Source organism: Methylomonas rapida (genome assembly GCF_024360925.2).
In the GTDB taxonomy this organism is placed as follows: Bacteria; Pseudomonadota; Gammaproteobacteria; order Methylococcales; family Methylomonadaceae; genus Methylomonas; species Methylomonas rapida.
The window spans coordinates 4,532,820-4,546,857 of sequence record NZ_CP113517.1 but is presented as its reverse complement, the minus strand read 5'-3'; the positions used below and the strand labels follow the sequence as shown (position 1 = coordinate 4,546,857).

General features: G+C 55.0%; 11 protein-coding genes. 4 read left to right on the top strand and 7 right to left on the bottom strand.

Going from position 1 to position 14,038, the window contains the following annotated elements; all coding sequences use genetic code 11:
- Positions 1 to 33: 33 nt before the first annotated feature.
- The 4 genes from lpdA to NM686_RS21455 form a co-directional block, all read right to left on the bottom strand.
- Positions 34 to 1,449, bottom strand: coding sequence for a dihydrolipoyl dehydrogenase (gene lpdA / locus NM686_RS21470; RefSeq protein ID WP_255189846.1), 1,416 nt, complete (start codon positions 1,447 to 1,449; stop codon positions 34 to 36).
- 103 nt (positions 1,450 to 1,552) lie between these two features.
- Positions 1,553 to 2,842 carry a dihydrolipoyllysine-residue acetyltransferase gene (aceF, locus tag NM686_RS21465; protein WP_255189845.1) on the bottom strand — a complete coding sequence of 430 codons (1,290 nt, stop codon included), beginning with the start codon at positions 2,840 to 2,842 and terminating at the stop codon, positions 1,553 to 1,555.
- Between the two features lie 26 nt (positions 2,843 to 2,868).
- Positions 2,869 to 5,541: a pyruvate dehydrogenase (acetyl-transferring), homodimeric type gene (aceE, locus tag NM686_RS21460; protein ID WP_255189844.1), complete on the bottom strand. Its 2,673-nt coding sequence runs from the start codon at positions 5,539 to 5,541 to the stop codon at positions 2,869 to 2,871.
- Between the two features lie 77 nt (positions 5,542 to 5,618).
- The gene (locus NM686_RS21455) at positions 5,619 to 7,214 is read right to left on the bottom strand and encodes a protein adenylyltransferase SelO (protein ID WP_255189843.1); all 1,596 of its coding nucleotides are present in this window, start codon (positions 7,212 to 7,214) and stop codon (positions 5,619 to 5,621) included.
- 70 nt (positions 7,215 to 7,284) lie between these two features.
- On the opposite strand from NM686_RS21455, the gene bamE reads away from it, so the two are divergent.
- Both bamE and NM686_RS21445 read left to right on the top strand, forming a co-directional pair.
- Entirely contained in the window at positions 7,285 to 7,629 is a 345-nt protein-coding gene (gene bamE, locus NM686_RS21450) for an outer membrane protein assembly factor BamE domain-containing protein (protein WP_255189842.1), read from the top strand.
- 11 nt (positions 7,630 to 7,640) lie between these two features.
- Positions 7,641 to 8,570, top strand: a complete 930-nt coding sequence (locus tag NM686_RS21445) for a peptidoglycan DD-metalloendopeptidase family protein (RefSeq protein ID WP_255189841.1) — start codon at positions 7,641 to 7,643, stop codon at positions 8,568 to 8,570.
- A gap of 167 nt (positions 8,571 to 8,737) precedes the next feature.
- On the opposite strand, the gene NM686_RS21440 is transcribed toward NM686_RS21445, so the two are convergent.
- Both NM686_RS21440 and crp read right to left on the bottom strand, forming a co-directional pair.
- Positions 8,738 to 9,925 (bottom strand): MFS transporter, encoded by a 1,188-nt coding sequence (locus NM686_RS21440; protein WP_255189840.1) that lies wholly within the window; start codon positions 9,923 to 9,925, stop codon positions 8,738 to 8,740.
- A gap of 60 nt (positions 9,926 to 9,985) precedes the next feature.
- Positions 9,986 to 10,639 (bottom strand): cAMP-activated global transcriptional regulator CRP, encoded by a 654-nt coding sequence (gene crp, locus NM686_RS21435; protein WP_255189839.1) that lies wholly within the window; start codon positions 10,637 to 10,639, stop codon positions 9,986 to 9,988.
- Between the two features lie 128 nt (positions 10,640 to 10,767).
- Here crp and NM686_RS21430 point away from each other — a divergent pair, with 128 nt between their 5' ends.
- Positions 10,768 to 11,187: an OsmC family protein gene (locus tag NM686_RS21430; protein ID WP_255189838.1), complete on the top strand. Its 420-nt coding sequence runs from the start codon at positions 10,768 to 10,770 to the stop codon at positions 11,185 to 11,187.
- A 4-nt stretch (positions 11,188 to 11,191) separates the two neighbouring features.
- A complete protein-coding gene (speD, locus tag NM686_RS21425) occupies positions 11,192 to 11,971 on the top strand; it encodes an adenosylmethionine decarboxylase (protein ID WP_255189837.1) in 780 nt (259 codons plus the stop codon).
- A 98-nt stretch (positions 11,972 to 12,069) separates the two neighbouring features.
- Here the strand turns inward: speD and NM686_RS21420 are convergent, their stop codons facing one another.
- The gene (locus tag NM686_RS21420; RefSeq protein ID WP_255189836.1) at positions 12,070 to 14,010 is read right to left on the bottom strand and encodes a dynamin family protein; all 1,941 of its coding nucleotides are present in this window, start codon (positions 14,008 to 14,010) and stop codon (positions 12,070 to 12,072) included.
- Between the last annotated feature and the right edge of the window lie 28 nt (positions 14,011 to 14,038).

Sequence of the window (14,038 nt, the reverse complement as noted above, 5' to 3'; positions counted from 1 at the left end):
ATTGGCGGATACAGGGCGGTATCCGCCTGCCGCCTATTTTTTCACGTACAAATCGGTGATCGTGCCTTCTATCATCTCCGCCGCAAACGCAAAGGTTTCCGACAGTGTCGGATGCGGGTGGATGCTGAGGCTGATGTCGGTGGCATCGGCACCCATTTCCAACGCCAACACGGCTTCGGCAACCAATTCGCCGGCGCCTGGACCGGTAAAACCCGCGCCTAAAATGCGCCCCGTAGTTTTGTCGGTCAGAATCTTGGTCAAGCCTTCGTTGCGGCCCAAGGCCAGCGAGCGGCCACTGGCGGCCCATGGGAACGTGGCTTTTTCGAATTCCACGCCTTGTTCTTTGGCTTGGGTTTCGCTCAAACCCATCCAGGCCACTTCCGGGTCGGTGTAAGCCACGGACGGTATGGTCAGCGCATCGAAACCGGCTTTGTGCCCGGCAATGACTTCGGCGGCGATCTTGCCTTCGTGGGTGGCTTTGTGAGCCAGCATAGGATTGCCGACGATGTCGCCGATCGCGAAGATATGGCCGATGTTGGTGCGGCCTTGCTTATCCACCGGGATGAAGCCGCGTTCGTCGACGTTCACGCCGGCTTTGTCGGCATCTATTAGTTTGCCGTTCGGACGGCGGCCGACCGCGACCAGCACAGCATCGAAGATTTCCGATTCGGGTGCGTCCTTGCCTTCCATCGTGACCTTGATGCCTGCCTCGGTCGCTTCCATGGCCTTGACGCTGGTTTTCAGCCACAAGTTGTCGTATTGCTTCTTGATCTTGCGTTGGAGCGGCGTGACCAAATCCTTGTCGCAGCCGGGGATGATTTGATCCATCAACTCGACCACGCTGATTTTAGAACCCAGCGCATGATAAACCGTCGCCATTTCCAGGCCGATGATGCCACCGCCGACGATCAAGAGCTTTTCCGGCACGAAATTCAAGTTCAACGCGTCGGTGGAATCCCAGACCCGTGGATCGTCGTGCGGAAAACCGGGGATTTTGCTCGGCTGCGAGCCTGCGGCGATGATGGCGTTGTCGAAGGTGACGGTTTGCGAGCCGTTTTCGCCTTCCACCGTCAAGCTGTTGGGCCCGGAAAACTTGCCGGTGCCGTGGATCACGGTAACCTTGCGCTGCTTGGCCAATTTGGCCAGACCGGAATTCAGCGTTTCGGTGACGCTTTGCTTCCAGCTTCTGACCCTGTCCAGATCGACTTGCGGTTTACCGAAACTGACGCCGTGCTCGGCCATCGCCTCGGCTTCGTGGATGACGTGGGCGACGTGCAGCAAGGCCTTGGATGGAATGCAGCCGACGTTCAGGCAGACGCCGCCCAATACGGGATGGCGTTCGACCAAGACGACTTGCTTGCCCAAATCGGCGGCACGGAACGCCGAGGTGTAACCACCGGGGCCGCCGCCCAGAACCAAGACTTCGGCGTGTGTGACGGAATTACTCATATCCTTAACTCCCAAATAACAGGTAGGTTGGGCTGAATTCAATGAAGCCCAACGGCTGAACGTTGGGTTACGCTTGCGCTAACCCAACCTACATATATTTTGATTACAACAACAACCGCCGAATATCGGCCAGATTGGCTTTCAGCGCTTCCATGAAACGCGCGCCTTCGGCGCCGTCGATCACGCGATGGTCGTAGGTGATATCCAGCGGCAACATCAATTTCGGCTCAAATTCCTTACCGTTCCAGACGGGTTGCACCTTGGAGCGGGTCACACCCAAAATAGCGACTTCGGGCGCGTTGACGATAGGCGTGAACGCGGTGCCGCCGATGCCGCCCAGGCTGGAGATGGTCATGCAGCCACCCTGCATGTCGGATGGTTTCAGTTTGCCTTGTCTGGCCAGTTCGCTGACGTCGGCCAGTTCCTTGGACAACTGGAAGATGCCTTTTTTATCCACGTCGCGAATCACCGGTACGACCAAGCCGTTCGGGGTGTCGACCGCGATGCCGAGGTGGTAATACTTTTTCAGGAACAGCTTGTCGCCTTCGGGTGACAGCGAACTGTTGAATGACGGGAATTGCTGCATCGCCGCGACCAAGGCCTTCATGATGAACACCAATCCGGTCACCTTGACGCCGTCTTTGCCTTGACCGGCATTGACGGCTTTGCGGAATTCCTCCATGCCGTCTATGGCCACTTCGTCGTGATAGGTCACCAGCGGCAGGTTCAGCCAGACCCGGCTCAGGTTTTGTCCGGTCAGACGTTTGATTTTGCTTAAGGGTTTTTCCTCGATTTCGCCGAACTGACTGAAATCGACGGCCGGAATCGGCGGAATGCCGGCGCTGCTACCCGCTGGTGTGCCGGAAGTCATGACTTGCTTGACGAAATTCTTCACGTCCTCCTGCAAAATCCGGCCCTTGCGGCCGCTGCCAGCCGGGACTTTGCTCAGATCGACGCCGAGTTCGCGGGCAAACAAGCGCACGCTGGGCGTTGCGTGGGGTTTGTAGCCTTCGACATTGCTTGCCACCGGAGCTGCGGGTGCCGATACCGGCTTGGCGGGCTCAGGTTTCGGTTCCGTAGCAGGTTGAGGCGCAGGCGCAGCTTCAACCGGGGCAGGCGCGGAAACCGCTTCGGCAGCAGGCGCTGCGGCTTCGCTCACTTCAACCGTCGCAATCAGGCTGCCTTCGGCGACTTTATCGCCGGCCTTGATATGTATGGCTTTGATCACGCCGGCCGCGCTGGACGGCAGGTCCATCGTTGCCTTGTCGGTCTCCATGACCGCCAGGGTTTGCTCCAATTCAACCCGATCGCCCGGCTGAACCAAAACTTCGACGATATCGATTTCGGGCACGTTGCCGACGTCAGGGACTTTTATTTCGATTAAAGAGCTCATGTATCTTTTTTCCGTTAAATCAGCCGTTAAATCAACCAAGGCGCAGTGGCATCGGGATTGATGTCGTATTTGGCGATCGCCGCGTCGACCTTGGCTGCGTCGATCTCGCCAGCTTGCGCCAGCGCATGCAGTGCGGCGACGGTGACATGGTATCTGTCCACTTCGAAAAACTTACGCAGATTGGCGCGGGTATCGGAACGGCCGAACCCGTCGGTGCCCAACACGGTATAAGGACGCTTGACCCATGGGCGAATTTGCTCGGCGAAGGCGCGCATGTAGTCGGTTGCGGCAATAACCGGACCTGCCGCCTCATCCAGACAACGTTCGACATGGGTGATACGTGGTGTTTCGCTCGGATGCAGGCGGTTCCAGCGCTCGCAGGCCTGGCCATCGCGCGCCAGCTCGGTAAAGCTCGGGCAACTCCACAAATCGGCATCCACACCCCAATCGTCGTGCAGCAACTGGGCGGCGAACAGCACTTCGATGAAGATCGTGCCGGAGCCGAGCAATTGCACGCGCGGTTTCTTGCTGTGCGGACCTTTCTTGAACAGATACATGCCTTTCAGAATGTCGGCTTCCGAACCTTCCACCAATGCCGGTTGGTCGTAGTTTTCGTTCATCAAGGTGATGTAGTAGAAAATGTCTTCCTGTTCGACATACATGCGGCGCAGACCGTCATGGATGATGACCGCCAGTTCGCAGGCAAAGGTTGGGTCGTAGGAATAACAGTTCGGCACGGTCGCCGACATCAGGTGACTATGGCCATCTTCGTGCTGCAGGCCTTCACCGTTCAACGTGGTGCGGCCTGCGGTGCCGCCCAGCAAAAAGCCGCGGGTGCGTTGGTCGGCGGCGGCCCAGATCAGGTCGGCGACCCGTTGGAAGCCGAACATCGAGTAATAGATGAAGAACGGAATCATCGGCACGCCGTGGGTGGAGTAAGCGGTACCGGCCGCGATCCAGTCGCACAGACCGCCGGCTTCGTTGATGCCTTCCTGCAATACCTGGCCGTGCTTGTCTTCCTTGTAGAACATCAATTGCTCGGCGTCTTGCGGCGTATAGAGCTGGCCGACCTGCGACCAGATGCCGAGCTGACGGAACATGCCTTCCATGCCGAAGGTACGGGATTCGTCCGGTACGATGGGCACTACGCGCTTGCCGATTTGTTTGTCCTTGACCAGGATGTTCAGCATGCGTACGAAAGCCATCGTCGTGGAAATTTCGTGACCTTCGCCGGTGCCTTCCAGCAGGCCTTTGAAGGCCGATAAGGGCGGAATTTCCAATGAATAGGACTTGGGGCGCCGCGAAGGCAGAAAACCGCCCAGATCGGCGCGGCGTTGATGCAGGTATTTGAATTCTTCGGAATCTTCCGCGAAGCGGATATAGGGCAGCTTGGGCAGTTCATCGTCGCTGATCGGCAACTGGTAGCGATCGCGGATGGCCTTGATCGACTCCATGCTCATCTTCTTTTGTTGATGGCTGATGTTTTGCGCCTGGCCGGATTCACCCATGCCATAGCCCTTGATCGTGTGAGCCAGTACCACGGTCGGCTGACCGGTATGGTTGACGGCTGCTTGAAAGGCCGTGAAGACTTTGATCGGGTCGTGGCCGCCGCGATTCAATTCCCAGATGTCCCGGTCGGTGTAATCCTTGACCAGTTCCTGCAATTCCGGGGTATTGAAGAAATGCTTGCGCACATAGGCGCCGTCCTTGGATTTGAAGGTTTGATAATCGCCGTCGACACATTCCATCATGCGCTTGACCACCAGGCCATCCTTGTCGCGGGCCAGGATAGGATCCCAACGCCGGCCCCAGATGACCTTGATGACGTTCCAGTTGGCGCCGCGGAAGTTGCTTTCCAGTTCCTGAATGATCTTGCCGTTGCCGCGTACCGGGCCGTCCAGGCGTTGCAGATTGCAGTTGACGACGAAGATCAGGTTATCCAGTTTTTCGCGGCCGGCCATGCCGATTGCGCCCAGGGTTTCCGGTTCGTCGGTTTCGCCGTCGCCCAAAAAGGCCCAGACTTTACGCCCATCGGTATTGGCCATGCCCCGATCTTGCATGTAACGCATGAAGCGGGCCTGGTAAATCGCCATGATGGGGCCTAGGCCCATCGACACGGTGGGGAATTGCCAAAAATCCGGCATCAGCCACGGATGTGGGTAGGAGGACAAGCCATTGCCGCCGACTTCCTGCCGGAAATTATCCATTTGTTCTTCGCTCAGACGGCCCAGCAAGAAGGCGTGAGCGTAAGTGCCGGGTGCCGAATGGCCTTGCGAAAAAATCAGGTCGCCGCCGTGTTGGTCGGAAGCCGCGTGCCAGAAATGATTCTGACCAACGTCATACAAAGTGGTCGCCGAGGCGAAGCTGGCGATATGGCCGCCGACATTGGTGTGCTTGTTCGCGCGCAACACCATCATCATCGCGTTCCAGCGCACATAAGAACGTATCGTGCGTTCGATGTCGGTGTTGCCCGGATATTTGGGCTGCTTGTCGACCGGGATGGTGTTTATGTAAGGCGTGTTGGCGGAAAAAGGAACATCCAGACCGGATTGTCTGGCGGTACTGAGCAGGGTTTCGATCAGGAAATTGGCGCGATCGCTGCCTTCCATTTCAATCACTGCTTGCAGCGCTTCCATCCACTCCCGGGTTTCTGCAGGATCAATATCGTGTTTTGCAGCAATATCGGTATTGTTGTTCATTACGGAACCTAGAAAATCGTTGGCTTAGCCCAAAAAGGATACCCGAAATGGCCGTTTTCAGCATGTTTTTTTGTCGTTCAAGAACTACAGGACAGCATCGAACAACCGGCTCTGTGCTTGGCCCACTCAGGCCGCTTTTCGGCAAAGCGTTCGCGGCCCGGTTGTTCCTGGTAAGGCTGGCGCAATGTGTCCAATAGCTCCCGCACCATGCAGAAGTCGTCTTGTTCCGCCAAATCAATGGCTTGCTGTGCCAGATAGTTGCGCAGGACATAGCGCGGATTGACCGCGTTCATCGCCTGCTGGCGCTCGTTATCGGGTCGGTTGTCGAGCCTGAGTCGCGCTTGATAAGTCTGAAACCATTGCTTGGCGCGCGCCTGAATCTCGGGAGTCGGCGTCGTGTAACTACTCTGTTGCAGTAATCGCTGGAAAGCGGCGATTTCATCGTCTAACTTGAGCATAGCCAGGTCGCGAAAAAACAGTGTCATGTCGGTTTCCGCGTTATGCAACAAGTTAAGTAAATCCGCGACCAAGTTGTCGTCCTGGGCGGGATCGAATGTCCGCAAGCCCAGCTTGTTGGCCATCATTTGCTGCCAGCCTAGCTCGAATGTCGCCGCATAGACATTCAAGGCCTCTTCCAGGGGGTTGACATTTTGAATCAAGGGATACAGCGCATTGGCCAACTGCACCAGATTCCAATAAGCGATCTTGGGCTGGTTGCCGAAACGGTAACGCCGGCCTTGCGCGTCGGTAGTGTTCGGCGTCCAGTCGGGGTCGTAATTCTCCAGCCAGCCGTAGGGGCCGTAGTCGATGGTCAGGCCGAGGATGGACATGTTGTCGGTATTCATCACGCCGTGCACGAACCCCACCCGTTGCCAATGCACGATCATCTCGGCGGTGCGGCGACATATTTCTGAAAACCATTGACAATAAACGGTTTCGGAAGGGGCGGCCAAATGCGGAAAATCGGTGCGTATCGTGTAATCGACCAGTTTTTTCAAGGTATCCAAATCGTTCCGCGCAGAAAAGATTTGAAAATGGCCGAAGCGGGTGAACGACGGTGCGGTGCGGCACACCACGGCGCCGGGTTCCAACTGCGGATTGCCATCGTAGAACATGTCGCGCACGACGTGTTCGCCGGTCAGGATCACACTCAAGGCCCGGGTGGTCGGCACGCCAAGGTGATGCATGGCTTCGCTGCACAGAAATTCACGGAGCGACGAACGTAATACGGCCAGGCCGTCCGCGCTGCGCGAATAAGGGGTTGGCCCCGCGCCTTTCAGTTGCAAGGCCCAGCGCTGGCCTTTCTCATTGATGACTTCCCCCAGATTGATTGCGCGGCCGTCGCCCAGTTGCCCGGCCCATTGCCCGAACTGGTGGCCGCCGTAACAGGTGGCGTAGGGATCCATGGCAGGCAGGATGCGGTTACCAACAAATACTTGGCAAAACGGATCGGATTGACAGGTTTCTTCGGATAGCCCGAGTAGCGCGGCCATTTCAGTGGAATACGCCAGTAACCTTGGCGCTTTGACCGGTTTGGGGTGTACTCGCGAGTAACAGGCCTGGTAGACCTGGCGACGATAGTTAGCTTGTTCCGGATCGGCGGGCAATTCCCGCACGAAGCGGTTATCGAAAGTGAGCGTAGCGAGAACGTCATTGTCAGATGAGCTTGGCATGCAATATCGGCTAGAATAGGGTTAATCAGCACTTTATATATCAATCAACCAAGCAATTGAGGTTCCATTCATGAAAAAACTGTTTCTTAATCGTGGCACACGGGCCGCAAAACTCAGTTTACTGCTGTTTTTAGGCGTGCTTGCTTCTACCCAATTGACGGGTTGCTTCACTGTCGGCCAGGAATTCTCGGGCTCTCGGGTACCGGAAATCAAAATTGGCCAATCCACCAAACAAGACATTACCGAAATTTTCGGCAGACCCTGGCGTACAGGCATGGAAGACGGCAAAACCACGTGGACCTACGGTATTTACAAATATTCGTTGTTTGGTGCCGACGATACCCAGGATTTGCTGGTTCGTTTCGACAATCAGGGGATCGTGCGTTCCTATACTTTCAGTTCGACGCGCAAATAAATCGCCAGATCGTGCGTGGGCAACATCTGCTGGTGTTGGTGCTGTTGCTGCTCAGTACCTCGGCGGCAGCGAAAAAACTCTACAAATACCAGGATGAAAGAGGTCTTTGGCATTTCACCGACAAGCCGCCCGTAACGGATAGGGCGGTCGAGGTCAGGCAGCTCAAACCCGCGGCCAAACAATGGGTCAGGCTGGAGAAGTCCGGTGATGACAGCCAGCCGGATTTTTATGCCATCAATCAATATCCGGGGCCGGTCGAAATCGAGGTCGATTGGGAGGCGCACGATAATGTCATTGCGATGCCGGAATTGCCGCGCCGCTTTGTCGTCCCGCCGGGTGAGACCAGCGCGCTTTTCAGCGTCGCGGGTGTCGGGCAGGCGACATCATGGAGCTTCACGCTGCAATATCGCTATGTGATTGGGCAACCCTTGCCCGATTATGCCGGTGCGGTGCCCTATCTGCCGCCGTTGGCGTCCGGCGGTCGTTTCCAGGTCACCCAGGCCTTCGGCGGTGAATTCAGTCATCAAGACGAACAAAATCGCTATGCGGTCGACATCATGATGCCGGTTGGTACGCCGGTGCACGCGGCTCGTGCCGGCTTGGTGCTGGAAGTCGAAGACGACCATTTCAAGAGTGGTACCCAGCAGGCCTATGCCAATAAGGCCAACAGCATCCGCATTTTGCATGACGACGGCTCCATGGCGGTTTATGCCCATCTGGAGTTGGAAAAAGCCCAGGTGCGCCCCGGTTTGCAGGTAGAAGCGGGCGAATTGATCGGTTATTCCGGCAACACGGGTTTTACGACCGGGCCGCATTTACATTTTGCCGTTCAGGTCAATCGAGGCATGCAATTGGTTTCCGTGCCGTTTGAATTTACTCATGCCGATGGGCACACGCTCCCACCGCGGTTCGGAGAGTGGTTGGAAGGTTTCAAGCCCTGATCCTAAAAGCATCAGTAGTCCACGAAAAGCACGAAATAAAACAGATGGTTACGTCACGTGGTTTAGTTACCCACAAGGTGTTGGCTTTTTGAGCAATAACTTTTTGAAGCTGTTCGTGATTTTCGTGATTTTCGTGATTTTCGTGTGTTTCGTGGACCCAATGATTTTTATAGACTGATGGGCTTTATGCGAAGCAGGGCCAGCGTGAGCAAACAAAAAACCGCGCCGGCATAAAATGTCGTTGACGCGCCGAGCGCATCCCATAACAGGCCTGCCAGGACGCTGGCGACCAACATGGCAATGCCGCTGACCAGATTGAAAAAACCGTAGGCGGTACCGCGTAAGTCTCGCGGAGTGGTGTCGGCGACCAGTTTCGCCAGCAGGCCTTGCGTCATGCCCATATGCACGCCCCATAAGGACACGCCGGCAATCAGCATCGCCCAGTGCGATTGGCTGGCCAGAATCAGGTCGGCACCGATCAAGACCAATAAACCCATGCCCAATAATCGGCGATGACTGTAGCGATCGGATAATTTGCCAAATGGGTAAGCGCTGGTTGCATAGAAGACATTCATTGCCACCATGACCAAAGGTATCCAGGCCAGCGGAATGCCGCATTGTTGGGCGCGTAGCACCAGAAAGGCCTCGCTGAAGCGCGCCAATGTAAACACCGCGCCGATGGCGACAACGGACCAATAATCCGAGCCCAAGCGCCTCAGGCTTTCGAGTCGCAGCGGCTGATGTCGGGCTGGTTCGCCGCGGACAGCGGGTTCTCGTACGCCCAAAAACAGCACCAAAACCGACAATAAACCGGGCACAACCGCGAGCCAAAACACGGCGCGAAAATCACCAGGCCACAATAGCATCAGGGCCACGGCAAGCAAAGGGCCGAGAAAGGCGCCAACGGTATCCAGCGATTGACGCAGACCGAACGCGGCGCCGCGTATTTCGGCCGGCGTGATGTCGGCGATCAAGGCATCTCTGGGTGCGCCGCGTATGCCCTTGCCGATCCGATCCGTCAGTCGGGCCGTCAACACCATGCCGCTGGTGTTGGCTATCGCGAACAAGGGTTTGGTCAGCGCGCCCAAACTGTAGCCCAGCAGCGCCAAAGTCTTGCGCTTGCCGAGGTAATCGCTGATGACGCCGGAAAAAACCTTGACGATCAAGGCCATGGCTTCCGCCAGGCCCTCGATCAAGCCGATGATCGTGCTGCTGGCGCCAAGTTGGGTCACCATGAATAACGGCAGCAGGCTATGTATCATCTCCGAGGATACATCCATCAGCAGGCTGACAAACCCCAGGGCCCAAACGCTGCCGGGGATTTGGCGCCAGGTTGGCTGAAGCGGCTTGCTCATGGCGGCGGATGCGTAAAAGTCGTCGCGCCTAAAAGTGAATGCCCTGTTTTTCTTTACACGTTATCGCGTGCCGAACACGACGATGGTTTTACCGTGGGCGGTGATAAGGCCTTTGTCTTCCAGTTCCTTCAGGACTCGTCCGGCCATTTCCCTGGAGCAGCCGACGATGCGGCCGATTTCCTGGCGCGTGATATGCAATTGCATGCCGTCCGGGTGCGTGATCGCATCGGGTTCCTTGGCCAGATCCAGCAAGGTTCGAGCGATGCGGCCCTCGACGTCCATGAAGGCCAGGTCCCGGTATTTGCGACTGGTAATCAGCAATCGCCTGGATAGTTGTTCGCCCAATACGGTGAGTATTTCCACCGCATGTTCGTGCAGATCGGTTTTCAATAGCGCTTTGAAGCGGTCATAACCGATTTCGGCAAGCTGGCATTTGGTGCGGGTTTTGACGTAGGCGCTGCGCACTTCGGTATTTTTGAACACGCCAATTTCACCGACGAAGTCATGCTTATTCAAATAAGCCAAAATGAGCTCGTGCCCCTCTTCGTCTTCCACGCTGACGCTGACCGAGCCGTCAACGACGAATAACAGCCTATCCGCGAGGTCACCCGGCCTGATGATGCTCAGTTTGGCTGGATAACTGCGTAAATGGCAGACGTGTAAAAACGCATTCAGGGCTTCTTGGGAAATCTTGTTTTTAGTAACCACAGTCATTTGTTGTCATAATTTTGTCCTGCTGATCCTGTTACCCTACCCAAAAGTGTGAATTTTTGCAAAAAAAACCATCCGACGATCGGTATCGTTGTAAAATTTGCGCCATTTTTATTTTTGCGGGATTCAACATGCAAGCAACAGTCAAATGGGTCGATGGCCGGCTATTTGTCGGCGAGTCCGGCAGTGGGCACGCCATCGTGATGGACGGGCCGCCTGATCACGGCGGACGTAACATGGGCGTCAGACCCATGGAAATGCTTTTACTCGGCGTCGGCGGTTGCTCGTCGTTCGATGTGGTCGACATTCTGCAAAAAGGTCGCCATGACATTACCGATTGCGCGGTCGACTTGACCGCGGAACGCGTGGATGCCGTTCCAGCGGTTTTCAGCAAGATCCATTTGCATTTCAGAGTGACGGGCAGAAATTTACCGGCCGCCGCAGTGGAACGGGCCGTTAAGCTTTCCGCCGAAAAATACTGCTCCGCATCCATCATGCTGGGCAAGGCCGGAGTGGACATTAGCCACGATTTTGAAGTTATAGAGGGTTGATCGGTTGAGCAAATTACAATTACACGGTTTCAATAACCTGACCAAGTCGTTGAGTTTCAATATTTACGACGTTTGTTACGCGCCCAAGGAGCAGGAAAAAGCCTATATCGAATATATCGATGAGGCTTACAACGCGAAAAGGTTGACGCAAATCCTGAAGGATGTCGCAAACATCATCGGCGCGCAGATTTTGAACATCGCTCATCAGGATTATGACCCGCAGGGCGCCAGCGTGACGATGCTGATTTCGGAAGGCGCGGTGATTCCGGCCGGCATGAACTCGGAATCGCCGGGGCCGCTGCCCGATACGATTCTGGCGCACCTGGACAAAAGTCATATCACCGTGCACACCTATCCGGAAAGTCATCCGGATACCGACATCTGCACTTTTCGCGCCGACATCGATGTGTCGACCTGCGGACAGATTTCGCCGCTAAAGGCCTTGAACTATCTGATTCACAGCTTCGAGTCGGATATCGTCATCATGGACTATCGCGTGCGTGGTTTTACCCGTGATATTTCCGGGCAGAAGCATTACATTGATCACAAGATCAACTCGATTCAGAACTACATCGCCGAAAGCACCAAAGAGCTGTATCAGATGATCGACGTGAACGTGTATCAGGAAAACATCTTCCACACCAAGATGATGCTGAAGGAAACCGAACTGGAAAATTACCTGTTCGAAAAGGAAAGTAATTTCAGCGAAGAGGAAAAGCAGGAAATTCAGGAAATGCTGCAGGATGAAATGGCCGAGATTTTCTATGGCCGAAATTTCAATTAGATAATCAAGCCACTGGCTATGCAAGGGTTCCTGCGCATTAGGCGTAGGAACTCTGTCACGGAAGGCAACCCAACTGAATTTGGTTGGTGGCCGGCGGTTTAGATGGTTTCGACGTTGGCGATATTGATTTGCATGGCCTTGATGATGGCCAGCAATTCTTGCCGTTGCTGTTTCAGCGGAGCCAGTTCGGCCTCGAGTTGGGCGATGCTTTCGCTGACCGTGCCCTTGGACTCGTTGATTTTTCTCAACATGACCAGACGGCTTTCGATCTGCTTTTTGTGATCCTTGATTTGGTGCATCAACGGGGTTAGAACGCTGTTGCTCCAGGTTGCGGCATCCTTGTGTGCTTGTTGCAGAATGTTCCTCGCTTTGGCAATCAGGGTGCCATAGAGTTTGTTGACCACGATGCTTTGTTCGGTCATCGTGGTTCTGGCGCTGTTGCGGAAGGCCTCGCCTTCTTCGAAAATTTGTTCCAGTTCGAACTGATATTGCTTGATCGAAAACAGTTGCGGCTCGATTTCCTTGAAACCGTATTCGTCTTGGAATTTCTTATGGATAGCCTTGACCAGACGGCGGGTTTCTTCGGTGATATCGACCGAGTCCTGCAACAAGTCGCGTAGCTCGTCGAACAACTTGCGCATGTTTTGCTTCATGCCGTAAGTCGTCAGGCTCTTGCTCATGTCATGCTTCGTGCGTTGAATGATCTCATCGATTTTGTCTTTCGAAAACGAATCGATCAACATGCGGGCCTGCACGGCAAACACCTTGCGGCTGGCTTGGAAATTTTCGATGTTGGCCATGTAGGCGTTTTGCCGGTCGCGGGTTTCCGCCATCAATTTGCCGGTCATTTCCTGATTTTCAAAGTCCATGTGCTTGAATTCTTCCAACTGCTTGTTGGCGTTGGTGACTTTGGTATTCATCAGCTTGATCGATTCGCTGACCAGGAAGCCGATATCCTTTTCCACCACGCCTTTCAGAATGTCGCGGCGCTGGTTCAGGATGTCTTCGGACAAATAATTTTCCAGTTTTTTCAGACGGCTTTTTTCCAGTAAGGCGTCGTCGCCCTTAACCTTTGCCAGCAAGGCCTGTTTTGCCGAAACCGGGAAGATGACCTCTTTATCCAGGTTAAGGATAGAGGCCGAGGTTTCGATTTGTTTTTGGATCGCGGCTTCATAGCCTGTTTCGCCGGCCAAGTCGTCCCACATAGAGTCTATCTTGTTCATCACGACGGCCAAGCCTTGGCGGCGTTGCCCGCGCGAGCTGCAAACGTGGCTTTTCCACATCTCCAGGTCGCTTTTGGTCACGCCGGTGTCGGCGGCCAGCACGAATACGATGGCTTGCGCGCTGGGCAGCATGCTCAGGGTCAACTCGGGTTCGGTACCTAGCGCATTCAGGCCCGGAGTATCGAGGATGCACAAGCCTTCTTTCAATAGCGGATGGGGGAAACTGATCAAGGCGTGGCGCCAGCAGGGTACTTCGACGAATTCGGGATTGATGATGCCTTGTTCGGCCGCTTCGCGCTCATTCCACAAGCCCAGCTTGTCGGCTGTTTCCTTGCTGACTTTTTTCGTTGCAATCAGCTCTTTGAAAGCTTCCTGCATTTGCGTGGGTGAATCGGTGTTCAAGCTGATCTGAGTCCAGCGATCGGGATTGTTTTTGTAATCCATCAGCGAGATGTCTTCCAGCCGGCTTTCGATGTTCAAAAGGCGGATATAGCTGCCGCCCTTTTCGTCCCAATAGAGCTCGGTCGGCGACATGGTGGTGCGGCCTGGCGACGACGGCAGTAAGCGCACACCGGTTTCCGCAAAAAACAAGGCGTTGATCAGCTCGGTTTTGCCGCGGGAAAATTCGGCGACGAATGCCAGGGTGACGCGATCGGACTGCAGGCCTTGCAGGATATTCAGCAACGTATCGGTGCTTTGCGGGTCGCTGAATTTATAACGAGTGCGCCATTCGCGATACATTTCTATCGCTTGTATCAATTTTTCACGCCAATTCGAATATTCGTGTAATTGATCTTTAAATTCCAGATTTCCCATGGCAAGCCTTTCTGCTGACTGTACTCGT

Excerpts from the sequence above, each read along its gene's own strand:
- NM686_RS21455 (WP_255189843.1), bottom strand. The coding sequence starts at position 7,214 with ATGCCAAGCTCATCTGACAATGACGTTCTCGCTACGCTCACTTTCGAT.
- bamE (WP_255189842.1), top strand. The coding sequence starts at position 7,285 with ATGAAAAAACTGTTTCTTAATCGTGGCACACGGGCCGCAAAACTCAGT.
- aceF (WP_255189845.1), bottom strand. The coding sequence starts at position 2,842 with ATGAGCTCTTTAATCGAAATAAAAGTCCCTGACGTCGGCAACGTGCCC.
- aceE (WP_255189844.1), bottom strand. The coding sequence starts at position 5,541 with ATGAACAACAATACCGATATTGCTGCAAAACACGATATTGATCCTGCA.
- NM686_RS21440 (WP_255189840.1), bottom strand. The coding sequence starts at position 9,925 with ATGAGCAAGCCGCTTCAGCCAACCTGGCGCCAAATCCCCGGCAGCGTT.
- NM686_RS21420 (WP_255189836.1), bottom strand. The coding sequence starts at position 14,010 with ATGGGAAATCTGGAATTTAAAGATCAATTACACGAATATTCGAATTGG.
- NM686_RS21430 (WP_255189838.1), top strand. The coding sequence starts at position 10,768 with ATGCAAGCAACAGTCAAATGGGTCGATGGCCGGCTATTTGTCGGCGAG.
- crp (WP_255189839.1), bottom strand. The coding sequence starts at position 10,639 with ATGACTGTGGTTACTAAAAACAAGATTTCCCAAGAAGCCCTGAATGCG.
- lpdA (WP_255189846.1), bottom strand. The coding sequence starts at position 1,449 with ATGAGTAATTCCGTCACACACGCCGAAGTCTTGGTTCTGGGCGGCGGC.